Raw genomic sequence first — 22,282 nt, forward strand, 5'->3', positions numbered from 1 at the left:
GGGTCAGGCGCGGGGGTTTGTTTTGGTTGCGGCGGTGTGGCGGGTTTTCTTCGTGCGGGCGTGTTCGGCTAGCAGGGCGAGGGTCTGCGGGGACGCGGAGAAATCGGCTAGGCGTCGCTGCATCCAGTCGCTCGCGGCGGACAGGGCGGCGGCGTCCGGGGGCTGGCCGTTTTCGATGTCCAGCCATAGTTGCCAGTCTCGTACTCGTTGGCGGACGAACGCGCGGACGTTTGGCGGTGCTAGGCGGTCTGCTTCGGTGACGATGTCTGCCGCCTGTTGCTGGAATTTGGTCGGGTCGGCGGTTTTTTCTGCGATGTGGTCGAGCAGGTTCACTATTGCGGTCTTGGCTGTCAGCGGTTCCGGGTCCCGTGCCAGCACCGCGGCCAGCTCTCGAGGGTCGGTGCTGTCTGCCGCGATGACGCGGCGGTAGGCGGCGGAACGGACGTGCTCGTCCGCGATCGCGGACTCGACTTCGACGTCGGTCAGCTCGGCGGCCGCGAACAAGGCGGTCAGGTCGGCTCGCAGCGTCGTCACCTCGTACGTCCTTCGAGCACGGCCTGCCCGGTCAGAAGCTCCAGGGGTCGGGGTGCGGGGTTCTGGTGGGGTCCGCCGACCAGATGAGGCGGGTTTCCACGTCGGGAGCGGCCAGAGTCCGCAGGCGGTCGGCCGCCCATTCGTTCCAGTAGAGCTTGGTCGACTGCGGAACCCGGAAAACCGGGAGGCCGGAGGGCACCGCGTCGGGGCGGAACACCGATTTCCGGATCACCCCGTCCCATTCCGGCTCGGACGACTCGCCGAGATCCAGGCAGTCGACGACCTGCTCGACGAGAAAAAGGAACCACTCGTCGCTTTCCTTGCCGTCGACAACGAGCGGCAGCAAGCTTCCGGAAGCCTCGAAATCGGCGCGGAACTCGTCGGCGACGCGGCGGCCGACGATCGGGGCCTCGTCCGCGCCCGGCGAGAACTCGACCGGCCGCCAGCCCGGGTCGCCGACCCACTCCGCGACGATCCCGCGCGGATAATCGTCCGGAGAGCCCGACAGCATCCAGCGGACGACCTTCGTCAGTTCGCCCCCGATGGTCAGCGCGCGATACTCCCCGCGGGCTTCGCTCACGCTCGGCAGCAGGCGGCACACCGCCCGGCCACGTGGGATGTCGGCCATCACGCGGTCCAGTATGCCCCAGGCCCCGGCGCGCCGCTGGAAAGCTCGCCCAGCACCGATTTCCCGATGCCGCGCAACTCGTTCCGCAGCAGCCCGCCGATCGCGGTCTGGCTGAGACCGCGCGCCTGGCCCTGTGCGACGACGCCCTGCAGCCGGTTGTAGACCTTCTCGTGGAACCCGCCGCGGTGCGTGTAGTTGTGCGGCGTCGGATGCCCCAGCGGAATGCCGTTCGCCGGGTCGTTGATGTCGACCTTGTGCGCGTCCAGCAGATCCCGGCTCTTCGCGCCCCACGCCCACTGGTTCTTGGTCCCGCCCGACGGGACGATGTGCGCCGCCGCCTCGCCCGGCGCGGGCGCGCGCCCCTCGGCCGCCATGTTGTTGCGCAGGATCGCGGCGTTCTGCTTGCACGTCAGCAACCCGAGATAGTCCAGCCACGCCATCGGATTGATCGCGTACGAACGCTGGTTCGGACCGCCGGCGAGACCGAGCGGGTCGGCGCTGGCGTACTCCGCGGTGGCCGGGTCGTAATGCCGGAAGTAGTTGTAGTGCCAGCCGGTTTCGGGATCGAAGTACTGCCCGGGGAACCGCAGCGGCGTATCCGTGGTCGAGTCCGGGGCCCGGCTGGTGACGCCCCACACGGTGCGCCGCGCGTGCCACGCGACGGCGCCGCTCTCGTCGACCAGTTCGGTGGGAGTGCCGAGCACGTCGGTGACGATCGCGAAAAACCGTTCGTCCACCACATGTTGCGGAGCGTCCGCCGCCGTCCGGCGTTCGACCTGGCTCACCGGACGCACCCCGTCGCGGTCCCAGGTCGTGGTCGTCACGTCCGGACGGTCGACGGCACGAGTGCTCTGTTCGACGAGATGCACGCCGTCCCAGGCGAAAACGGTTTCTTCGGCCACGCTCACGCCGTCCGGGCCGAGCCGCTCCTTGGCGATCCGCCGCCCGAGCGGGTCGTGCCGGTAGCGCCACCTGGTCCCGTCCGGGGTCGTCACGCCGGTCAGCCGGTCGTCGGAGTCCCAGGTGTAGCTCCAGACCCGCCGCTGCCCGGACAGCGTGCGGCTGGAACGTTCGACGATCCGGCCCTGCGCGTCGTGCCGGTAATGCACGGCGCCGCCGCGGCGAAGGACGACGCCCGCGTATTCCCGACCGCCCTGCGGGGCAGGATCCTGATCCGGCCACTCGGCGCTGCTGACATCGCCGAATTCGTTGTAGGCGTAGCGTTCCGTCCATCCGGCCCCGTGCACCGCGGTGACGCGTCCCCAGCGGTCCAGGTCGTACTGCCGGGCGCCAGCGAGCTGGTCCTGAATACTGGTGACGACGCTGTCCGCGCGGTAGTGGTAGGCGCGCCGCTGACGCGACCGGGCGGAGGCGTCGGTGACCTGCTGCCCGACGAGGCGGTGGTTCGCGTCCCAGCTCTGGTTCACCATCGCGCCGCCGCCGAGCTGACGGCGGACCTCGCGACCGGCCGCGTCGTAGCTGAGCCGGACCGTGTGGCCGTCGGTGCGGACCACCACCGGCTGGTCGTTCCCGTTGTACTCGCAGCCGGTCCGCACCCCGGCCGGGGTCACACGCAGGATCCGCCTGCCTAGCAGGTCGTACCCCGATTCGACGGCCCGGCCGTTGCAGCTTTCCCTGAGCACCCGGCCGAGCGCGTCCCGCTCGAGGACCAGTTCGGCATCCGGCCCGGCCGCCCGGACCAGCTGATCGGCCGCGTCGAACTCGTACGTCGTGACCCGGCCGCCGACGCTCTTCTCGATGACGTTCCCCCGCGCGTCGTGGCGGAACGTCATGACTTCGCCCGCTCCGTTCGTCCGCGCGATCAGCTGGCGGGCCGGGTCGTAGGCATAGGACGACGTCCGCCCGCCGAAGTCGGTTTCCGAAACCAGGTTGCCCGCCGCGTCGTAGTCGTACCGCCACACCCGGCCGCGGGCACCGGTAACCGACAGGAGGCGCAGTTCGGTGTCGTACGCGAATTCCAGCCGGGACCCGTCGACGTCGATCTTCGCGGACGGCGAGTCGAAAAAGGTGTACTCGGTGCGGATGGTCTGGCCGAGCGCGTCGACGTAAGCGATCTCGTTGCCCTCGCCGTCGTACCGCCAGTGTTCGGTGGTCCCGTCCGGCTGCGTGCACGACAGCAGCTTGCCCTCGACCGTCCAGGAGAACCGGGTGATCCCGCCGAGCGGATCGGTGACCGTGCTGATCCGGCCGAAGACGTCCCGGGTGTAGCGGGTGGTCGCGCCGAGAAAATCCGTGACGGCGACCGGTTGGCCCGCCGCGTCGGATTCGACGCGGCGAGTCTGGCCGAGCGCGTCGGTCAACCCGGCCGGATGCCCGCGGCTGTCGAGGTGGTACCGGGTGACTGCTCCCGCGGGATCGGTAACGGCGGCGAGATTGCCGCGTTCGTCGTACTCGTTGCGCCACACCGTCCCGTCCGGCCCGGTCAGCACGACCGGCTGGCCGGCGCTGTCGTACTCGGCGGTCGTGGTCCGGCCGTCCGGGTCGGTGACGGCGATCAGCCTGCCGTCCTCGTCATAGCGGAAGCGCGTCGTCTGCCCGAGCGGATCGGTGCGCGACAGCAGCCGGTCGTACCGGTCCCGCTCGGTGACGACGGTGTGTCCCAAGGGATCGACCGCGCGGACGAGCTGCCACGCGTCGTTGAAGTGGTAGGTGGTGACCTGCCCCAGCGAATCGGTGTAGGTCGTCGTCCGGGCCGCCGAGTCGTAGCCGATGGAACAGGCCAGCGCGCCGCCGGTGCCGTCGGTGCGGACGCAGCGGCCGAGTTCGTCGAAAACGTAGGCGTACCACCGGTCGTTGCGGTCGGTCCACTTGACCACGCGCCCGTGGCTGTCGTACTCGAACCGGACCGGCAGACCCGAGGAGTTGAGGATCTCGGCCAGCCGGCCCGCGTCGTCGTAGCGGTAGCGCACCAGGTCGATCCCGGCCCCGGCGTCCGGGCCGAGCAGGCGAAGCCCGGTCACCAGCCCGTTGCCGCTGTCCACCGCGATCCGGTACCCGCCCGAATGCCGGAGCAGAGTCGGGACGCCGTTTTCGTCGCGGTCGACGTCGATCCGGTCGCCGTTGCGGTCGGCGATCGACCCGAGCGGCAGCACGGTGATCGCGCCGGCTTGGTGCGAGGGCGAGAAACTCAGCGTACGGCGGAGTTCCGGGCAGTCGATCGCGTAGCCGCCGTCCGGCGTGCGCGCCAGCGGCCACCGCGCGCCTTCCTCCGGCAGCACCGGCGAACCGTCCTCGGGCGGGACCGGGTACGCCAGCAGCACGCCGTCCGGGGCGGCGTACCAGATCCGCGTGCCGTCCGACTCGAGCCGCTCGTCCAGCGTCGAGGCCCAGGAGGGACCGAAAAACCGGCCGGCGCGGTAGGAGGACAGGTGCGCCCTGGTCACCACGAGCGGCAGCGCGCCGGGCAGTTCGACGTCGGTCTGCACCATCAGCATGTCGCCGGTGGCCAGGTCGATCGGGTCGCCGCCCTCGCATTTCCCGTCGTTGGAGCGGCCGTCCTTGCGCGGCTCGCCGTTCTCGTGCACCGAGCCTTCGCCGTCCGGATTGCCGGTGCGCGCCTCGCTCGGCGAGGTGTGCCCGTCCGGCGCGGCAGCGGGATCGTCGGCGTGCGCGGCCTGCGTTCCGTCGCCGCCGGGTTCCTTGCCGTGCGGGGAAGTGTGCGGATCCTCGGCCGACGACACGTGGGTCGCGTCGCCGGCTTCGCCCCGTCCGCCGTGGAGTTCGGCCAGCACCTTCTTGATCGACGCGAAGATCTCTTCGAGCTTCGACATCAGCGGCCGCAGCTTCTCGACCGAGTTGATCAGCTTCTTGATCAGCGCGCCGATCTTCTCCAGCCACGCCGACACCTGCTCGACGACCTGCGCCACCACGACCGGCGTGCCGAGCCCGAGCGAGCACACCTCCTCCAGCGCGTCCTGGATGAAGTCGCCGACCGCCTGGGTGATCATGTCGCGGACCAGGCAGCGCACCGCGGCGGTGATCACGCCGACGACCTCGACCACCGTGCTGATCGTGTTCGCGCACGTCGCGGCGGCGTTGATGTGGTCGATCTTCTTCCCGATATTGGCCCGGTACGCGTCGGCCGCCGCGCCCTTCCAGTTCGCGGTGTCCTTCTGCACGGTCGCCGCGAGATCCTTCGCCGCCTGCTGCGTGGCCTGGCCGACGTTCTTCCAGGTCTGCGAGTACGCCGAGATCTGGTCGCCGTCGCCCGCCAGCTGGTTCAGCGCGTCCTGCAACGGTTTGACGTGCTCGATCAGCCAGTTCAGCCCGTAGGAGATCAGCGTGCCGACCGGGTTCATCGCCATGGTCAGCATGTCCAGGCCGGTGCCGAGGGCGGCGATCCCGCCTTCGATCCACGAACCGGACTGCACCCCGTCGTACACCCCGGCGGCGTCGTCGAGGACGTTGATCCCGCTGTGCCAGGTGGTCGAGTCCTGCCGCTGCGCCACCAACGGGTTGCTCACGAGAGATTCTTCCCGAGGCCGTTGATGGTCTGCGTGTGGTTCTGCTCAGCGGTCTGATACGTCGTCACGGCCTGGTTCACCGTTTGCGCCACCTGGCCCATCGCTTGCTGCGCCAACGCCAGCGTCGCCAGCCCGGGCGCGCTCACCGCGAGCACGATCGGCACGAACAACGGCCCGGTGATCAGGCCGTACGCCTGCACCCCCACCGTCACCTGCTCCGCCGCGGCCAACGCCTGCCCGAGTGTTTTGCCGACCTGCTCCACCGCTTGCGCGTGCTTGGCGAGATCGTCCGGATGGACCTCGTAGCCGCCGGAACCGTCACCTGCCATCGGATCATCCCCGTGTCATGAAGGACTGGCCGAAGCCGTCGTCGCCGTCGTCGGAGTCGCCGGGAGGCCTGCGCACCGGGGGCGGCTTCGGCGCGGATTCCTCTTCGAGGCCGCCGAGATTCCGGACGTTGCGGTCCTCGCCGGGGTCCGGTTCCTCCGGCTCCGGCTCGGGAAACTTGGCCCGGTAGTTGCCGACGATCGTGTCCATCGTCTGCCGGTCGTCGCCGATCGTCTCCGCCATGACCTCGCCGAGCCGGTCCGGCAACCGCGCCTGCGCCCGCCGCAAAGTCGTCAGCACCGCGGCGGCCACCTGCGCCCCGGAGCATTCCCGCACCTGATCGGTGATCCGCAGATCGGTCACGTTCCCCGCGGAATCGACCGTCACCGTGACCAGACCGTCCTTGCCCGTCTCGGTCACCGAGACCTGCCCGACCGCGGCCTGCATCGCTTGGTACCGCTGGGCTTTCTGCTTCGCCTCGGCCACCATCCGGTCCACGCGCGCCGCCGCGTCGCCGGCGTCACCGGACAGCGGATCGCTCATCCCCGCATCCCCCGTTCCCCCGGTTTTCGGACCCACCAGAGGAAACCACCGGCGTTCGAGGCACATGGTTCGCGCAGGGCAAGTTAGCTCGAATAGCCGAGCCGTTATGAGCGGTTAACTCGCCGTTTGCCCGGAATGCCCGGCAGTCCGTCTCATCGGCATGACGTGCGGGCGGCGTCCGGATTGCCGGGATCCGGCGCGATCGCGGCGAACCGGAAGTATTCATCCGCGCGCCAGATCCGGGACACTCGGCTCGTTCATGATCTCCCCCGGGCGAGCGGCGGCCGGTAAATCCGGGCGACCGCTGTCTCGCCGCGAGCACATGGAGGAACACGACATGGCGGGTACGAGTCGCCGGAACTTTCTCGGCATGGCGGGCGCTTCGCTCGCCGGGGCGGCGGCCGGAGGGCTGCTGCCCGGGTCCATCGGGAAGGCGCTCGCGGTCGAACCGGCCCGCCGGTCGGGGACCATCGAGGACGTCGAGCACGTCGTCGTCCTCATGCAGGAGAACCGGTCCTTCGACCACTACTTCGGCACCATGCGCGGCGTGCGCGGCTACGGCGACCCGCGGCCGCACCTGCTGCCCAACGGGCGGCCGGTGTTCTACCAGCCGCCGGCGAAGACGCGCACCTCCCGCTACAACGGCCGCGGCCTTCCCGACGACGCCGAGTACGTGCTGCCGTTCCCGCTCGACGCCCTGCGCACCAGCGAGCACATCGCCGGCACCGACCACAGCTGGGGCAGCGGCGAGCCGCTCTGGAACGGCGGACGCTATGACGGCTGGGTGAACGAGAAGCAGGACGTGTTCACCATGTGCTACCAGCAGCGTTCCGAACTGCCCTACCACTACGCGCTGGCCGAGGCGTTCACCATCTGCGACGCCTACCACTGCTCGGTTCCCGCCGACACCGCGCCGAACCGGATCATGCTCTGGTCGGGCACCATCGACACGCAGAACCGGCTCGGCACCAACCCGAACGGCCCCGGTCTGGACGAGCGCGCGAACACCAACGGCTACACCTGGACCACCTACCCCGAGCGGCTGCAGAAGGCCGGCGTCACCTGGAAGCTTTACCAGGGCGGCAGCGGCATCCCGGGCGAGCCGACGGACAACTACACGGACAACTCTCTCGAGTTCTTCGCGCAGTACCACCCGCAGGAGGGCGCGTCCGGCCCGCTGGTCGAGCAGGGCGTTTCGACGCACACGCTCAAGGAGTTCCGCGCCGACGTGCAGGCCGGGAAGCTGCCGCAGGTCACCTGGATCGTCCCGCCGTACAAGTACAGCGAGCACGCCGCCGCGTCCGCCAGCGACGGCGCGTACTACCTGAACCTCGTCCTCGACGCGCTGGTCTCGAACCCCGAGGTGTGGAGCAAGACCGTCTTCTTCGTCAACTACGACGAGAACGACGGCCTGTTCGACCACGTCGTCCCGCCGATGCCGCCGCTGCTGAACCAGCCGGGCACGGACGGCCTCGTGTCGCGGGCGCTCTCGGCCAGCCTCGCCGACGAGTTCCTCGACTTCGACAAGCTGCGCCCGAGCACCGGAACCGGCCCGAGCGGCCACCGGCTGGCCGGAAAGCACCCGGCCGGACTCGGTTCCCGGGTGCCGATGTTCGTCGTGTCGCCGTGGTCGCGCGGCGGCTGGGTCTGCTCCGAAACCTTCGACCACACGTCGGTGCTGCGTTTCCTCGAAGCCCGGTTCGGCGTGGCGGAGCCGAACATCAGCGCGTGGCGCCGGTCCGTCTGCGGCGACCTCACCTCGGCGTTCGACTTCTCCCGCCCGCAGACCAAACCGGTCGTCACGCCCACGCCCGCCCCGCTGCCGAGCAAGAACCAGCCGTTCTCGGTGAAGCTGCCGCAGGCGATGCCGAAGCAGGAGCCGGGCGTCCGTCCCGCACGGGCGCTGCCGTACCGGTTCACCACCGCGCTCGCCGGAAAGCGCGACGGGCACTCGGTTTCGGTGCGGTTCACCAACGACGGCACCGTGGGCGCGCACTTCTACGTCTACGCGCACGGCGACTCGCCCCGCCGCTACACGGTCGCCGCGCACGACACCCTCACCGACACCTGGGAAGGCGCGCCGGGCACCGACGAGCACGGCAACTACGACCTGCGCGTGACCGGCGCGAACGGTTACCTCGCGCAGTTCACCGGCACTACCGCGGACACCACCGAACCCGAGGTGTCGGTGTCCACGAACAATTACGGTGCCCCGCTGCTGACCCTGACCGTCACGAACCCGGGCCGTCAGCGCCGGAAACTCAAGTTGCGCAACGATTACAGCCGCGGTGCCGCCCGCACGATCGTGCTCGGCCCGGGCGAAACCCGCCGGGTACCGTGCGAAACCGCGTCCGCGTTCGGCTGGTTCGACATCTCGCTGACCGACCCCGCCGCGCCGGGTTACCTGCGCCGGTTCGCCGGGCACAACGAGACCGGCCGGCCGAGCTTCAGCGACCCCGGTCCGCGGCGATGATCACCGCTGAACACGTTCGCGCATAACGGAAACGCCCGGCCGGGCAGTCCTGGCCGGGCGTTTCCGCGTGCCGAGCGCTTCGTCGCTTGAGCCGGGCCACGCCCGGCGCGGGCGGATCGCGCAGGCTCTCCGCTGACGAAGCGGCTAAAGTCCGACCATGAAGCGCGCATCGGCGGCCGACGGGCTCGACCTCTACCTGCCCGTGTCCACCACCCGCCCAGCGCACGCGCTCGAAACGGCGTTGCGCGCCGCGGTCGTCGACGGCCGTCTCCCGGTGGGCACCCGGCTGCCCGCCTCGCGCGCACTCGCCACCGATCTCGGCATCGCCCGCAGCACCGTCTCCGAGGTCTACTCGCGACTCGCCGCCGAAGGCTGGCTGGAAAGCCGCGTCGGAGCCGGAACGTGGATCGCCGGTTTCCCGCGGCAGGCGCAACCGGCTGCCGCACAACAACAATCGCCGCCCGAATACGAACTGCGCGGCGGCCTCGCCGACGCCGGAGACTTCCCGCGCAGCCAATGGAGCGCGCAAACCCGGCGGGCGCTGTCGGAAATGCCGGTCTCCGCGTTCGCCTACGCACCGCCCGAGGGAGTGCCCGAAATCCGCGACACCCTCGCCGGATACCTGGCCCGCACGCGCGGCGTCACCGCGGGGGACATCGTGATCGGCAGCGGCTTCGGCGACCTGCTTTCGTTGACCTGCCGCAGCATTCGCGCGCGCGGCGGCAAGCGGATCGCCGTCGAGGAGTACGGGCACGAGCGGCACCGGCGCATCATCGCCGAGTCCGGTTTGGACATCGTCCCGATCCCCGTGGACGCGGAAGGCGCGGACCTCGACGGCACGAAGGCCGACGCGGTCTTCCTCACCCCGGCCCACCAGTTCCCGACCGGCGTCCCGCTTTCCCCGGAACGCCGCCGAGCCGCCGTCGAATGGGCGAACGCCCGCGACGCGCTGATCCTGGAAGACGACTACGACGGCGAATTCCGCTACGACCGCCGCAGCATCGGCGCGCTCCAAGCCCTCGCGCCGGATCGGGTCGTGTACCTGGGCACGTCGAGCAAAGCCCTCGCCCCGGCCGTCGGCGTAGCCTGGGCCGTGACCCCGCCCGGCCTCCTCCCCGAGTTGCTCCGGCAGCGAAGCCTCAGCGGCGTCACGCCCAGCGGCCTGCACCAGCAGGTCCTCGCCCGTTTCCTCGATTCCCACGAGTACGACCGCGCCGTCCGCCGCCGCCGCGCCACGTTCCGGACGCGTCGCGAACTGTTCGCCCACCTCCTCGCCGAACGCACTCCGGACCTGCGGCCGGGCGGTCTAGCCGCAGGTCTGCAATGCCTGGTCGAACTCCCGGACGCCGCCGCCGAAGAACGCGCGCTCGCCGCCGCCCGCCAGTTCGGCGTCGCTCTCGAAGGACTCGCCGACTACCGCGCCCCCGGCGGCAACCCGGACCGCGCCGGAGTCGTCATCGGCTACGGCGCGGTGTCGTCCGCCCGCGCCACGCGCGCCCTCGCCTTGGCCGCCGACGCGCTGGCAAATGGTCTGAGTTCTTAGCTTCAGATTGGCCGGGAACCCGGTCCATTCGAGACCTAATCTAGGTCCATGACAACGACGATCCCGATCCCCCAGCGCCTCGATTTCGACGCGCTGGCCCCGATTTTCTCCCGTGCGATGAGCACTTTGGACGACGCCGCGACCCAGCAGCTCGACCACGCCGAGATCGACCCGGGCCTGCGCGAGTTGGTCCGCCTCCGCGCGTCCCAGATCAATGGCTGCGCCTACTGCGTCGACATGCACTCGCAGGCCGCGCGCAAGGAAGGCGTCACCGCTCAGCGGGTCGACGCTCTCGCGGTCTGGGCGGAATCCGGCCTGTTCACCGCTGCCGAGCGGGCCGCGTTCGCGCTCACCGAGGACGTCACGCGCCTCTCCGAAACGCACGTGCCCGAGTCGACCGTTTCCGAGGCCGTCGCGGCATTCGGCGAGGAAGGCGCGGCCGCGCTGATCGCGCTCATCACCGCCATCAACATGTGGAACACGGTCGGCGTCTCGACCCGGTGCTGGTCGGTCAGCCCGGCATGACCAGCACGCGCACGGCGATCCGGCGGCTCGCCACCGCCCAAGCCCTGACCTCGGCGGGCGACGGCGCGGTACTGGCCGTGTCCGCCGTCCACTTCACCACCAGGGTCGGCCTGCCGGCCGGAATCGTGGCGCTCGGGCTGTCGCTCGGCGCGGCGACGAGCCTGACCACCACCGTTCCGTTCGGAACGCTGCTGGACCGGATCGGTGCCCGCCGCGCACTCGCCGCGGCGACCGTCGCCTCGGTCGCGGGCCTGCTGCTGTTCGCCGTCGCGCACACTGTTCCGCTGTACATCGCCGCGTGCGCGCTCTTCGCCTGCGGGCAGAGCGCGCTCGCGGCGGGCCGCCAAGCCGTCGTCGCGACGGTGGTGGCTCCCGAAGGCCGCGTCCGGGCCCGCGCCCTGCTGCACACCGCCGTCAACATCGGCATCGGCGCGGGCTCCGGCGTCGGCGCGCTCGTCCTGGCCGCCGGCACCAACGCGGTCACCGTTTTCCTCGTCGACGCCGGATTGTTCGTCTTCGCCACCGCGCTGTACCTGCACGCCGGACCGGACGCACCCACCGAACGCCAGACCGGCTGGCCAGCCTTGCGCGACCGCCGTTACGTCACTCTGACGCTGCTGGCCGCGATCACGCAGCTGACCATGCCGATCCTCAGCGTGACGCTTCCACTGTGGATAGTCACGCGCAGTTCCGCTCCACAATGGACGTCAGCGGTGGTGCTGCTGGCCAACACCGTCCTCGTCGTCCTGCTCCAACTGCCGATCAGCCGCCAGGTCCGCGACGCCCGCACCGCACGCCGATCCCTTGCCGTGGCTGGGATCTTCCTGATCGCCGCCTGCTCCGTCTTCGGCTCGCTCAGCGCTTCAGCACACCCGGTAGTCCTGGCCCTGGTCGGCGCGCTCCTGCTCACCCTCGCCGAAACGACCGCCTCCGCCGGTGCCTGGCATCTCGCGTTCAGCCTTGCCCCCGAAGGACATCAGGGCCAGTACCAAGCGCTGTTCGCCACCAGCACCGCGCTCGCGCGCATCACCGGACCGATCGTACTGGTCCCGCTCGTGCTGACGTTCGGCTTCCTCGGCTGGACGCTCGCCGGGCTCGGGATGCTGGCCGCGGCCGCCGGACTGGCGGCCATGGCCGTGCCGCGGCGGAGCCCTCAGCGGAAAGCCGACTGCCCGGTGATCGCCTGACCCACCACCAGCGTGTGCATCTCGACGGTGCCCTCGTAGGTGAGCACCGATTCGAGGTTGTTCATGTGCCGGATCACCGGGTACTCCAGCGAAATCCCGTTCGCGCCGAGGATCGTGCGCGCGGTGCGGCAGATCTCGATCGCCTCGCGGACGTTGTTCAGCTTGCCGAGGCTCACCTGTTCCGGCCGCAGCACCCCGGCGTCCTTGCGCCGTCCCAAGTGGATCGCGAGCAGCAACGCCTTCGTGTACTCGAGCGTCATGTCGACAAGTTTCTGCTGCGTCAGCTGGAACGCGGAGATCGGCTTCCCGAACTGCGTGCGCTCCTCGGCGTAGGACATCGCCGCCTGCAAGCAGGAACGCGCCGCGCCCACCGAGCCCCAGACGATGCCGAAGCGGGCTTCGTTGAGGCAGCTCAACGGCCCCTTCAGCCCGGTGACCTCCGGCAGCACCGCATCCGCGGGCAGCCGCACGCCGTCGAGGACAAGCTCGCTGGTGATCGAAGCGCGCAGCGACAGCTTGTGCTTGATCTCCGGCGCCGAGAAGCCCGGAGTGTCCGTGGGCACCACGAAGCCGCGCACGCCCTTGTCGGTCTGCGCCCACACCACGGCGACGTCGGCGACGCTTCCGTTGGTAATCCACATCTTCCGGCCGTCGAGGATCCAGTCGTCGCCGTCGCGCCGCGCGCGGGTGCGCATGCTCGCCGGGTCCGAGCCGGCGTCCGGTTCGGTCAGCCCGAAGCAGCCGATCGCCTCGCCCGCCGCCATCGACGGCAGCCACTGCTGCTTCTGCTCCTCCGAACCCCACTTCCAGATCGCGAACATCGCGAGCGAACCCTGCACCGACACCAGCGAGCGGATGCCCGAGTCGGACGCCTCCAGCTCCAGGCAGGCCAGGCCGTACTCGGTCGCCGACATCCCGGCGCAGCCGTAGCCCTCCAGGTGCATGCCCAGCACCCCGAGCGAGCCGAGGTCCTTGGCGAGACCGCGGACGTCTGGCAGTTCGCCGCGCTCGAACCAGTCGCCGACGTACGGGTCGATCCGGTCGGCGCAGACCCGGCGGACCGCGTCCGCGATCGCCTTCTCGTCTTCGGTGAACAGGTCGCCGAGCCCGGCGGGGTCGCGCGGATCCAGCGGCGGCAGGGACTTCGTGGCGCTCATTTCTTCTCCTCTGCGAGCCAGCGGCGAATCTCGTCGCTGTGCTGCCCCAGCCGGGGCGGGGCGGTGTAGCGGGCGACCGGCGTCTCCGAATAGCCGATCGGGTGACGGACCTGGGGCGGCGAGTCGCCGACCGGCACGGTGGGCGCGAGGCCGAGCGATTCCGCGAGCTTGAACCCGTCCGCGAGATCGCCGACCGCACCGGCGGGCACGCCGACCTCGGTCAGCCGCGCGGCCCACGCCGCCACCGTGTCGGTGCCGAGCTGCCGTTCGAGCGCGGCGCGCAGCTCCGGACGGTGGCGCACGCGTTCGGCGTTCGTCGCGAACCGCTCGTCGTCGGCCAGCTCCGGAGCGCCCAGCACCTCGGCGAGGCGGCGGAACTGCCCGTCGTTGCCACAAGCCAACGCGAGTACGTCGTCCTTGCAGCGCAACGTTTCGTACGGCGCGATCGACGGATGCGCGTTGCCCATCCGCTGCGGCGCGCGTCCGGTCGTGAGATACGAGGAAGCCTGGTTGGCCATCGAACCGAGCAGACTGGACAGCAGATTCACCTCGACCCGCTGCCCCCGCCCGGACTGCTCTCGGGCCCGCAACGCGGCGAGAATGCCGATGGTGGCGTCCTTCGCGGCGAGCACGTCGACCAGCGCGACGCCGACCTTCGCCGGTTCGTCGGTGCCGGTGACGCTCATCAGACCGCCCATGGCCTGCACGAGGAAGTCGTAGCCGGGCAGGTCCGCGTCGCCGCCGAAGCCGGAAACCGAGCAGTACACGATGCCGGGATTACCCACGCGGACGGATTCGTAGTCGAGCCCGCGCCTTTGCAGCGCGCCGGACCGGAAGTTCTCCACGAGCACGTCGGCGCGCTGGGCGAGTTCGCGCGCCAGCACCAGGTCGTCCGGATCGCCGAGGTCGAGCACGACGGACTGCTTGGACCGGTTGGCGCATTCGAAGTACGAGCTGGAGTGCGCGGTCCACGGCGGTCCCCAGCCGCGCGTGTCGTCCCCGGAGCCGGGTCGTTCGACCTTGATCACCGTCGCCCCGAGGTCGGCCAGGTTCACGCACGCCAGCGGACCGGCCAGCACCCGGCTGAAATCCGCGACGACGACACCGTCCAGTGGCATGCTCACGAGCGCACCTCCTCGCTACGCATACTGGCATCGAAATACGTATTTACGCAACCCGCAGGTCCGGGTAGAGTTCCCGATCACCCGAGGAGAGAAAGCACCGATGCCGACGCACCCCACGCCGGACGGCCGCCCGAGGCCGCACCACCGGATGATCGACCGGGTGTCGACCATCCTGGAGCGGGCCGCGCGCTCCCGGAACGGGGTCACGCTCACCGAGTTCGCGCGCGAGCTCGACGCGCCGATGAGCTCGATCCAGGGCCTGGTCAACGGCCTCGTCGCCACCGGCTACCTCGACGAGCACGACCGCCGCTACTCCCTCGGCCCGGCCCCGTTCCTGCTCGTCCGACTGGTCGGCCGCCCCACCGTCACCACGGTGTCGCACGAGGACCTCGAAGCGCTGCACGAGGAAACCGGGATGACCGCGGTGCTGGCGATCATGGTGGGCAGCGACCTTTATTACGTCGACTACGCCTCGCACGACCCGCGGTACGCGTATCTCGCCGAAGGTTTCGTGCGCCGCTCGCCGATCCGCACGTCCACCGGCTGGATCTTGCTGGCGGCCATGGAAAACCGGGACCTGTGGCCGCAGATCGGCGCACTGCCGCCCGCGGATGCCGAACTGGTCGAACGCTTCGTGCAGGACCTGACCCGGATCCGCACCGAAGGCCTGGTCGCCGCGCCGAGCGCATCGACCGAGGCGGACGGCGTGTCCGTCGCCGTGGTGGAGGACGGCCGGACCGTCGCCGCGGTCGGGATCATGGGCAGCCACGCCGAAGTGGCCGAGCGCAAGGACGAGCTGATCAAAGTCCTTACCCAGCACCGTCGTGAGTGGCAAAGCCGGTTCTAACCGGTTTCAACGCTCACGATCGCCGTCAGCACGCCGCCGTCCGGATCCAGTTCGCGTTCGACCTCGGCCAGCCGGGCCGTCGCCCGCTGATGCGCACTGCGTCCGCGCGGCGCGAGATACACCCGGACCCGCCGCCGGTCCTCCGCGTCGACCTCGCGGTACGCGGCCGCGGTGGTGACCAGCCGGTCGACCACCCGCGTCAGCGTCGGCCCGGTGACCAGCGTGTGCCCGGCGAGTTCGGTCATCGTGAGCCCGTCGCCGGCGGCGAGCGCGTCCAGCACCAGCCAGCCGTCGAGCGACAGCCCCTCCTGCTTGAGCAGCGGCTCGATCCGCAGGGTGACCGCGCGTGCGGTGCGGGTGAGCGCGCGGATCAGCGACGCCTCGGCCGCCTGTGCCTGCCTCATCTCGCCCGCCCTCGTTCCGCCCTTGCGCAAATGCCTCCGCATTGTAAGACTTTCAAATGGAAGCAAGTCAACCGGCAAAGAAGCCCGGAGCCGGCATGGGACTCGGAGTCGCCAGCCGCGCGAGCGCGTTGCGCGTCGCGCTGGTCGTCCCGCTGCAGGGACCGGCGGGCCTTTTCGGGCCTTCGTGCGAGGCGATCAGCGAACTCGCGGTCCGGGAACTCAACGACGCGGGCGGGATCCTCGGTCGCGAGGTCGCACTGGAAGTCGTCGACGGCGGCGCTCCCCCGGCCCAGGTCGCCTCGGCCGTGCGCCGGCTGGTCGACGCGGGCGAGGTCGACGCGGTCACGGGTTGGCACATTTCCTCGGTCCGCAACGCCCTCGCGCCGGTCCTCGCCGACCGCGTTCCGTACGTGTACACGTCGCTCTACGAAGGCGGCGAAAGTCGTTCCGGCATCTACTGTTCCGGCGAAATCCCGCGCGTGCAGATCCAGCCCGCGCTGCGGTGGCTGCGCGACAACTGCGGCGCGCGCACCTGGTTCGTGGCGGGCGACGATTACGTGTGGCCGCGCGGTTCCGCGGACGCGATCCGGCGCTACGCAAGGGAACTCGATCTCCAGATCGTCGGCGAAGCGTTCGTCGGACTCGGCTCGGGCGACATGGCCCGGCTCGTCCGGCGCGTCGAAACCTCGGCGTGCGACGGCGTTCTGATGCTGTTCGTCGGGCAGGACGCGGTCCGGTTCAACCGCCGGTTCGCCGCGCGCGGCCTCCACGAGCAGATGCTCCGGTTCAGTCCGCTGATGGAAGAAAACATGCTGCTGGCCAGCGGAGCCGAAGCGACCCGAAACCTCTTCGCGTCCGCCGCGTACTTCCGCTCCCTCGTCACCGCGGACGCGATGGACCTGCTCGGCCGCTACGTCCGCCTGCACGGCCCGGCCGCGCCGCCGCTCAACAACGCGGCCGAATCCTGTTACGAGGGCTTGCATACGCTCGCCGAACTCGCCCGCCGGGCAGGCACTCCGGACATGCGCGCCTTCAACGCCGCGATCGACGGCGTCGCCTACGACGGACCGCGCGGCACCGTCGAATTCCACGGCCAGCAAGCCGCTCAGCACGTGCACCTCGCCGCCGCGCAAGGCTGCGACTTCGATCCGATCACCCGGCTCTGACCCGTCCCGCTCCGCTCTTGACGGCCGCCGTCCGCCCATTTATTTTCACTTGACAGTATTTCATCTGGTACCAACTGAGGAGCGTGCGATGAACAACGTCGGCCTGCTCTACGTCGGGGCGGTACTGCTGGTCAACGGGCTGATGCTGCTCGGGCGCGTGCCCGCGCGGTCGGCCGCCGCGCTGAACCTGTTCGTGGGCGGGCTGCAGTGCGTGACGCCGACGGTGCTGATCATCCAGGCGCACGGGGATTCCGAAGCGATCCTCGGCGCGTCCGGGCTGTTCCTGTTCGGCTTCACCTACCTGTACGTCGGGATCGCGAACCTCGCCGGTCTCGAACCCGAGGGCATCGGCTGGTTCTCGCTGTTCGTCGCGGGCGCCGCGATCGTGTACGCCGGCCTGGCGTTCTGGCGGCAGGACGATCCGGTGTTCGGCGTCATCTGGCTGTCCTGGGCCCTGCTGTGGGGCCTGTTCTTCCTCGTGCTCGGGCTCGGCCGCGAGGAGCTGACCCGGTTCACCGGCTGGACGACCGTCCTGCTGAGCCAGCCGACCTGCACGCTGCCCGCGTTCCTCGCGCTCACCGGCGGCTACCGCTCCACCGCGACCGCCGCTCTCATCGCGGCGGCGATCGCGATCCTGCTCGTCGCCCTCGCCGCGGTGCTCGGGTTCCGCGGCCAGTCCCGCTCCGTCCCCGACCGCGCCGCGGCCGCGGCCTGACCCTCCCCCAGAAGGAGAAATCCCATGCGACACGGTGACATTTCCTCGAGCCCGGACACGGTCGGCATCGCGGTCGTGAACTACAAGATGCCGCGGCTGCATTCGAAGGCCGAGGTGCTCGACAACGCGCGCAAGATCGCCGACATGGTGGTCGGCATGAAGAGCGGCCTGCCCGGAATGGACCTCGTCGTGTTCCCCGAATACTCGACGCAGGGGATCATGTACGACGAGCAGGAAATGTACGACACCGCGGCGACCGTCCCCGGCGAGGAGACCGCGATCTTCTCCGCCGCCTGCCGCGAAGCCGACACCTGGGGCGTTTTCTCGATCACCGGCGAACAGCACGAGGACCACCCGAACAAACCGCCGTACAACACCTTGGTGCTGATCGACAACCACGGCGAGATCGTGCAGAAGTACCGGAAAATCCTGCCGTGGTGCCCGATCGAGGGCTGGTACCCGGGCGACCAGACGTACGTCACGGACGGCCCGAAGGGGCTCAAGATCTCGCTGATCATCTGCGACGACGGCAATTACCCGGAAATCTGGCGGGATTGCGCGATGAAGGGCGCCGAGCTGATCGTCCGCTGCCAGGGCTACATGTACCCGGCGAAGGACCAGCAGGTGCTGATGGCGAAAGCCATGGCGTGGGCCAACAACTGCTACGTAGCGGTCGCCAACGCGGCCGGATTCGACGGCGTGTACTCGTATTTCGGCCACTCCTCGATCATCGGTTTCGACGGCCGGACGCTCGGCGAAACCGGCGAGGAAGAATACGGAATCCAGTTCGCCCAGCTGTCGCTTTCGGCGATCCGGGACGCCCGCGAGTACGACCAGTCGCAGAACCACCTGTTCAAACTGCTGCACCGCGGTTACTCAGGCGTGCACGCGGCCGGCGACGGCGACAAGGGCGTCGCGGACTGCCCGTTCGAGTTCTACCGCACGTGGGTCACCGACGCGCAGAAGGCGCAGGAAAACGTCGAGGCCATCACGCGCAGCACGATCGGCGTGGCCGAATGCCCGGTCGGCCAGCTGCCCGCGGAAAAGACCAAGCAGGCCTGATCCCCCGCTGGCTGCCGGTTTTTCGGTTCAGGGAAAGGACACCATGCCGTTCATCACCGACAGGTACCACGACCAGAACCGGAACCGGCAGCCAGCCGCTCCGGCCGCCGCCCCCGCTCCGTCCACTCCATCCACTCCGGACACTCCTGATGCGCTGGCGCAACGCCTGCGCAGTCGCGTCCTGGGCCAAGACCCAGCCATCGACGCCGTCGTCCGCGCGATCACCCTGGCCCGCGCAGGCGCGACGGAACCCGACCGTCCACCCGCGACAGTTCTTCTTCTGGGCCCCACCGGCGTAGGCAAAACCGAACTGGTCCGCCAGGTCGCCGCCACCCTGCGCTCCGGCCCGGACGATCTGTGCCGAGTGGACATGAACTCCCTCGCCCAAGAGCACTACGCAGCCTCCTTCAACGGTGCTCCGCCCGGGTACGCGGGAAGCAAGGAAGCCTTCACCGTCTTCGACCGGTCCACTGTGGAAGGTGACCCGTACACCCCAGGAATCGTCCTTTTCGACGAGGTGGAGAAAGCCCACCCTACTGTTCTGCGCGCCCTCCTGGGCGTACTGGACAACGGAATCCTGCGTCTCGCGAACGGCCAGGAGAAAATCTCCTTCCGCAACAGCTTCGTCTTCCTCACCTCAAACCTGGGCTCCAAAGAACTCGCCCGCCGCCGCGGTTCCCGCTGGCGCACGCTCCTGAACCGCGGCCACACCCGCCGCACCGTGGTCGACAAAGCTCTTCAATCGTTCTTCGACCCGGAATTCCTGAACCGCATCGACGAAACGGTGATCTTCGACGAACTGGACCGCGCCACCATCGAACAAGTCGCCCGCCTCGAAACCGACCTGCTGCGCACGAGACTCCGCCGCCGCGGCGTCGACCTCCAAGTAGACGACTCCGCCGTCCACCTCCTCGCCGATCAAGGCTTCGACCCGATATACGGCGCCCGCGGCCTGCGCCGGACCCTGCGCACCCACCTGGCCGCCCCGGTAGCCGCCGAAATCATGCGCGTACGCCCGACCGGCACCACCCCGCTGCGGATCACCGCAACCGCCTCGGCCGGATCCATCCGCGCGACCGCCACCGATCCGGAGCCGTGACACCGCACGACCACCTCAGCCGGAACCCACCCGCGCCACCACCACCGACCCGGAGCCGTGACACCGCACGACCACCTCGACCGGCACCATCCGCGCCACCACCACCGACCCGGAGCCGTGACACCGCACGACCACCTCGACCGGCACCATCCGCGCCACCACCACCGACCCGGAGCCGTGACACCGCACGACCACCTCGACCGGCACCATCCGCGCCACCACCACCGACCCGGAGCCGTGACACCGCACGACCACCTCGACCGGAACCCACCCGCGCCACCGCCACCGACCCGGAGCCTCGACGCCGCACGACCACCTCGACCGGAACCCATCCGCACGACCGCCACCGACCCCGAGCCTCGACATCGCGCGACCACCTCAGCCAGAACCCACCCGCGCCACCACCACCGACCTGGAGCCTTGACGCCGCGCGACCACCTCTCTAAGTTCTCCGGACATAGGACGTCGGACATCCCATGTCCGGAGCGAGAGGCGGTCCCCCGGTGCTCCCGAGAACAGTCACGCTTGCGCTCGCCGCAACCCTCTTGAGCCTCACCCCGACCCCGCCCGCCCACGCGAGCGGCAGCTGCACGTCGTCGACCCCGTTCGTCTCAGGCGCCGAGGGCTACCACACCTTCCGCATCCCCGCGGTGGTCCGCGCAGCGAACGGCTCGCTGATCGCCTTCGCCGAAGGCCGCCGCGACTCCCCCGGCGACTCCGGCGCGATCCAAACCGTCGCCAAAACCTCCCGCGACGGCGGCTGCACCTGGGGCGACCTGCGGGTAGTCGACAGCAACGGCGAGGCCACCGCCGGAAACCCGACCCCCGCAGTAGCCCGCAACGGCGACCTGGTGCTCCTGACTGTCCACAACGGACCCGTCAGCGAAAAAGCCATCATGTCCGGCACCGTGTCCGCACAAGACACCCGCCGGGTTTTCGTCCAACGCAGCCCCGACAACGGCCGCACCTGGACCCCAGCCCGCGACATCACCGCCACGACGAAACTCCCGTCCTGGCGCTGGTACGCCACCGCGCCCGGCCACGCCACCGTCCTCAAACACGGCCGCCACGCCGGGCGGATCGTGGTCCCCGCCAACCACTCGAGCGCCCCGCCCGCAGGTTCCGCGGATGTGGGAACCGAAGCCAAGTACTACGGCGGCCACGACCTCTACAGCGACGACAACGGCCGCACCTGGCACATCGGCTTCACCGACGACCCGACTGACGGCGTCCTCGCCCCCAACGAAACCACCGCCACCGAACTCCCCGACGGCACGGTGTATTTCTCGAGCCGCAACCAAGGCTCGGCCCCGGAACACCGCCTGGACGCCTACAGCACCGACGGCGGCGCCACCCTGACCCGCCCCTACCAAGTGCAGCCAACCTTGTCCGGCCCGAAGGTAGAAGGCAGCGTCCTGCAAACAACGAACCGCCGCGTACTCCTCTATTCCGGCCCGTCGGATCCGGCGTCCCGTCGCACAATGCAACTCAGGACCAGCTCAGACCGCGGCAAAACCTGGCAGCCGTCGACCGTTCTCGCCGACGCTCCCGCCGGCTACTCCGACCTGGTCCAACCAGACCGTTTCACCGTCGGAGTGCTGTTCGAAACGGGCGTCACCAGCGCGTACGAAAAGATCGAATTCCGCCGCTTGCCCCTTTCCTGACAGGGGTCGCCGGTAAAATGGCGCGCATGACGGACCCGTGGCTACGCCGCTTCCACCCCGCCGACGACGCCCCCGCCCGCGTGGTGTGCCTCCCGCACGCAGGCGGCGCGGCCCCGTTCTTCCATCCGATGTCGAAGGCGCTGTCCCCGACTGTCGACGTCCTGGCGGTGCAATACCCCGGCCGCCAGGACCGAATGGCCGAACCGGCTTTGCGCACCATCGAAGAACTGGCGGACGGCGTCACCCAAGCCCTGCTGGCGTGGCTGGACCTCCCGGTAGTGCTGTTCGGCCACAGCATGGGCGCGACGCTCGCGTACGAGGTAGGGCTGCGCCTGGAATCGCGAGGCACCCCAGCGGAAGCAGTAGTCATCTCCGGCCGCCGAGCCCCGTCCCGCCTGGTCAACGAGCAAGTCCACCTCCAAGACGACGACGGTTTGCTGTCCGAGATCGAAGGCCTGGCAGGCACCGACCCGAAGGTCTTGCGAGACCCCGAACTGCGAGAACTGTTCCTGCCAGCCCTGCGCGCGGACTACACAGCTGTCGAGACCTACCGCCCAAGCCCAGGCCCGCTAGCCGCACCCATCCACGCCCACACCGGAGACGCCGACCCGCACGCCCCCGTAGACGACGTGCAAGCTTGGTCGTCCCACACCACCGGGGATTTCACCCTGACCACCTACCCAGGCGGCCATTTCTACCTGGTGGAACACGCGGCCGCGCTGACCGACGCCCTGCTGAAACTGACCACGAGCGGGTTCTAGCTCTGGTCCCCCTACCTACCTCCCGCGACCCGGCGGTCG

20 protein-coding genes are annotated in these 22,282 nt (G+C 69.7%); 11 read left to right on the forward strand and 9 right to left on the reverse strand.

Features of this window, described 5'->3' with window-relative positions:
- Positions 1-3: 3 nt before the first annotated feature.
- The 5 genes from EIZ45_RS23005 to EIZ45_RS23025 are packed head-to-tail and all read right to left on the reverse strand — an operon-like array spanning position 4 to position 6,516.
- On the reverse strand, positions 4-534 hold the full coding sequence (locus EIZ45_RS23005; RefSeq protein WP_134663156.1) for a hypothetical protein: 531 nt from the start codon (positions 532-534) through the stop codon (positions 4-6).
- 31 nt (positions 535-565) lie between these two features.
- Positions 566-1,165: a hypothetical protein gene (locus tag EIZ45_RS23010; RefSeq protein ID WP_205669920.1), complete on the reverse strand. Its 600-nt coding sequence runs from the start codon at positions 1,163-1,165 to the stop codon at positions 566-568.
- On the reverse strand, positions 1,162-5,646 hold the full coding sequence (locus EIZ45_RS23015; protein WP_134663157.1) for a DUF6531 domain-containing protein: 4,485 nt from the start codon (positions 5,644-5,646) through the stop codon (positions 1,162-1,164). The genes EIZ45_RS23010 and EIZ45_RS23015 overlap by 4 nt, the downstream gene beginning before the upstream one ends.
- Entirely contained in the window at positions 5,643-5,975 is a 333-nt protein-coding gene (locus EIZ45_RS23020; protein WP_134663158.1) for a hypothetical protein, read from the reverse strand. Before EIZ45_RS23020 ends, EIZ45_RS23015 begins: the two co-directional genes overlap by 4 nt.
- 4 nt (positions 5,976-5,979) lie before the next feature.
- Positions 5,980-6,516, reverse strand: coding sequence for a YbaB/EbfC family nucleoid-associated protein (locus EIZ45_RS23025; protein ID WP_043829430.1), 537 nt, complete (start codon positions 6,514-6,516; stop codon positions 5,980-5,982).
- 337 nt (positions 6,517-6,853) lie between these two features.
- On the opposite strand from EIZ45_RS23025, the gene EIZ45_RS23030 reads away from it, so the two are divergent.
- From EIZ45_RS23030 to EIZ45_RS23045, 4 genes are all read left to right on the forward strand, one after another.
- Positions 6,854-8,989: a phosphocholine-specific phospholipase C gene (locus EIZ45_RS23030; RefSeq protein WP_134663159.1), complete on the forward strand. Its 2,136-nt coding sequence runs from the start codon at positions 6,854-6,856 to the stop codon at positions 8,987-8,989.
- A 157-nt stretch (positions 8,990-9,146) separates the two neighbouring features.
- The gene (locus EIZ45_RS23035; protein ID WP_134663160.1) at positions 9,147-10,532 is read left to right on the forward strand and encodes a PLP-dependent aminotransferase family protein; all 1,386 of its coding nucleotides are present in this window, start codon (positions 9,147-9,149) and stop codon (positions 10,530-10,532) included.
- Positions 10,533-10,580: 48 nt separating this feature from the next.
- Positions 10,581-11,057 carry a carboxymuconolactone decarboxylase family protein gene (locus EIZ45_RS23040; RefSeq protein WP_134663161.1) on the forward strand — a complete coding sequence of 159 codons (477 nt, stop codon included), beginning with the start codon at positions 10,581-10,583 and terminating at the stop codon, positions 11,055-11,057.
- Positions 11,054-12,244 (forward strand): MFS transporter, encoded by a 1,191-nt coding sequence (locus EIZ45_RS23045; RefSeq protein WP_134663162.1) that lies wholly within the window; start codon positions 11,054-11,056, stop codon positions 12,242-12,244. Before EIZ45_RS23040 ends, EIZ45_RS23045 begins: the two co-directional genes overlap by 4 nt.
- Here EIZ45_RS23045 and EIZ45_RS23050 read toward each other — a convergent pair.
- Both EIZ45_RS23050 and EIZ45_RS23055 read right to left on the reverse strand, forming a co-directional pair.
- Positions 12,211-13,401 (reverse strand): acyl-CoA dehydrogenase family protein, encoded by a 1,191-nt coding sequence (locus tag EIZ45_RS23050; protein ID WP_037814134.1) that lies wholly within the window; start codon positions 13,399-13,401, stop codon positions 12,211-12,213. The two genes, EIZ45_RS23045 and EIZ45_RS23050, sit on opposite strands and share 34 nt — an antisense overlap.
- Entirely contained in the window at positions 13,398-14,519 is a 1,122-nt protein-coding gene (locus tag EIZ45_RS23055) for a CaiB/BaiF CoA-transferase family protein (protein ID WP_134663192.1), read from the reverse strand. The genes EIZ45_RS23050 and EIZ45_RS23055 overlap by 4 nt, the downstream gene beginning before the upstream one ends.
- Positions 14,520-14,625: 106 nt before the next feature.
- On the opposite strand from EIZ45_RS23055, the gene EIZ45_RS23060 reads away from it, so the two are divergent.
- On the forward strand, positions 14,626-15,372 hold the full coding sequence (locus tag EIZ45_RS23060; protein ID WP_037814136.1) for an IclR family transcriptional regulator: 747 nt from the start codon (positions 14,626-14,628) through the stop codon (positions 15,370-15,372).
- On the opposite strand, the gene EIZ45_RS23065 is transcribed toward EIZ45_RS23060, so the two are convergent.
- Complete coding sequence (locus tag EIZ45_RS23065; RefSeq protein WP_043829419.1) at positions 15,369-15,776, reverse strand: MarR family winged helix-turn-helix transcriptional regulator; 408 nt, start codon at positions 15,774-15,776, stop codon at positions 15,369-15,371. The two genes, EIZ45_RS23060 and EIZ45_RS23065, sit on opposite strands and share 4 nt — an antisense overlap.
- Before the next feature lie 95 nt (positions 15,777-15,871).
- Here EIZ45_RS23065 and EIZ45_RS23070 point away from each other — a divergent pair, with 95 nt between their 5' ends.
- From EIZ45_RS23070 to EIZ45_RS23085, 4 genes are all read left to right on the forward strand, one after another.
- The gene (locus tag EIZ45_RS23070; protein WP_134663163.1) at positions 15,872-16,942 is read left to right on the forward strand and encodes a substrate-binding domain-containing protein; all 1,071 of its coding nucleotides are present in this window, start codon (positions 15,872-15,874) and stop codon (positions 16,940-16,942) included.
- 88 nt (positions 16,943-17,030) lie between these two features.
- Positions 17,031-17,657 (forward strand): AmiS/UreI family transporter, encoded by a 627-nt coding sequence (locus tag EIZ45_RS23075; RefSeq protein ID WP_134663164.1) that lies wholly within the window; start codon positions 17,031-17,033, stop codon positions 17,655-17,657.
- A gap of 24 nt (positions 17,658-17,681) precedes the next feature.
- Complete coding sequence (locus tag EIZ45_RS23080) at positions 17,682-18,719, forward strand: aliphatic amidase (protein ID WP_037814141.1); 1,038 nt, start codon at positions 17,682-17,684, stop codon at positions 18,717-18,719.
- A gap of 43 nt (positions 18,720-18,762) precedes the next feature.
- Entirely contained in the window at positions 18,763-19,818 is a 1,056-nt protein-coding gene (locus EIZ45_RS23085; protein WP_134663165.1) for an AAA family ATPase, read from the forward strand.
- Between the two features lie 15 nt (positions 19,819-19,833).
- Here the strand turns inward: EIZ45_RS23085 and EIZ45_RS23090 are convergent, their stop codons facing one another.
- Positions 19,834-20,067 carry a hypothetical protein gene (locus tag EIZ45_RS23090; RefSeq protein WP_134736070.1) on the reverse strand — a complete coding sequence of 78 codons (234 nt, stop codon included), beginning with the start codon at positions 20,065-20,067 and terminating at the stop codon, positions 19,834-19,836.
- A 254-nt stretch (positions 20,068-20,321) separates the two neighbouring features.
- Here EIZ45_RS23090 and EIZ45_RS23095 point away from each other — a divergent pair, with 254 nt between their 5' ends.
- Positions 20,322-21,482 (forward strand): exo-alpha-sialidase, encoded by a 1,161-nt coding sequence (locus EIZ45_RS23095; RefSeq protein WP_205669921.1) that lies wholly within the window; start codon positions 20,322-20,324, stop codon positions 21,480-21,482.
- A 26-nt stretch (positions 21,483-21,508) separates the two neighbouring features.
- Positions 21,509-22,243, forward strand: a complete 735-nt coding sequence (locus EIZ45_RS23100) for a thioesterase II family protein (protein ID WP_134663167.1) — start codon at positions 21,509-21,511, stop codon at positions 22,241-22,243.
- Positions 22,244-22,282: the final 39 nt, after the last annotated feature.

Origin of the sequence: Amycolatopsis sp. CFH S0740 (assembly GCF_004522315.1) — a bacterium.
Lineage (GTDB): Bacteria > Actinomycetota > Actinomycetes > Mycobacteriales > Pseudonocardiaceae > Amycolatopsis > Amycolatopsis nivea.

Excerpts from the sequence above, each read along its gene's own strand:
- EIZ45_RS23060 (WP_037814136.1), top strand. The coding sequence starts at position 14,626 with ATGCCGACGCACCCCACGCCGGACGGCCGCCCGAGGCCGCACCACCGG.
- EIZ45_RS23035 (WP_134663160.1), top strand. The coding sequence starts at position 9,147 with ATGAAGCGCGCATCGGCGGCCGACGGGCTCGACCTCTACCTGCCCGTG.
- EIZ45_RS23025 (WP_043829430.1), bottom strand. The coding sequence starts at position 6,516 with ATGAGCGATCCGCTGTCCGGTGACGCCGGCGACGCGGCGGCGCGCGTG.
- EIZ45_RS23075 (WP_134663164.1), top strand. The coding sequence starts at position 17,031 with ATGAACAACGTCGGCCTGCTCTACGTCGGGGCGGTACTGCTGGTCAAC.
- EIZ45_RS23055 (WP_134663192.1), bottom strand. The coding sequence starts at position 14,519 with ATGCCACTGGACGGTGTCGTCGTCGCGGATTTCAGCCGGGTGCTGGCC.
- EIZ45_RS23020 (WP_134663158.1), bottom strand. The coding sequence starts at position 5,975 with ATGGCAGGTGACGGTTCCGGCGGCTACGAGGTCCATCCGGACGATCTC.
- EIZ45_RS23085 (WP_134663165.1), top strand. The coding sequence starts at position 18,763 with ATGCCGTTCATCACCGACAGGTACCACGACCAGAACCGGAACCGGCAG.
- EIZ45_RS23065 (WP_043829419.1), bottom strand. The coding sequence starts at position 15,776 with ATGAGGCAGGCACAGGCGGCCGAGGCGTCGCTGATCCGCGCGCTCACC.
- EIZ45_RS23045 (WP_134663162.1), top strand. The coding sequence starts at position 11,054 with ATGACCAGCACGCGCACGGCGATCCGGCGGCTCGCCACCGCCCAAGCC.
- EIZ45_RS23100 (WP_134663167.1), top strand. The coding sequence starts at position 21,509 with ATGACGGACCCGTGGCTACGCCGCTTCCACCCCGCCGACGACGCCCCC.
- EIZ45_RS23030 (WP_134663159.1), top strand. The coding sequence starts at position 6,854 with ATGGCGGGTACGAGTCGCCGGAACTTTCTCGGCATGGCGGGCGCTTCG.
- EIZ45_RS23040 (WP_134663161.1), top strand. The coding sequence starts at position 10,581 with ATGACAACGACGATCCCGATCCCCCAGCGCCTCGATTTCGACGCGCTG.
- EIZ45_RS23080 (WP_037814141.1), top strand. The coding sequence starts at position 17,682 with ATGCGACACGGTGACATTTCCTCGAGCCCGGACACGGTCGGCATCGCG.
- EIZ45_RS23050 (WP_037814134.1), bottom strand. The coding sequence starts at position 13,401 with ATGAGCGCCACGAAGTCCCTGCCGCCGCTGGATCCGCGCGACCCCGCC.
- EIZ45_RS23070 (WP_134663163.1), top strand. The coding sequence starts at position 15,872 with ATGGGACTCGGAGTCGCCAGCCGCGCGAGCGCGTTGCGCGTCGCGCTG.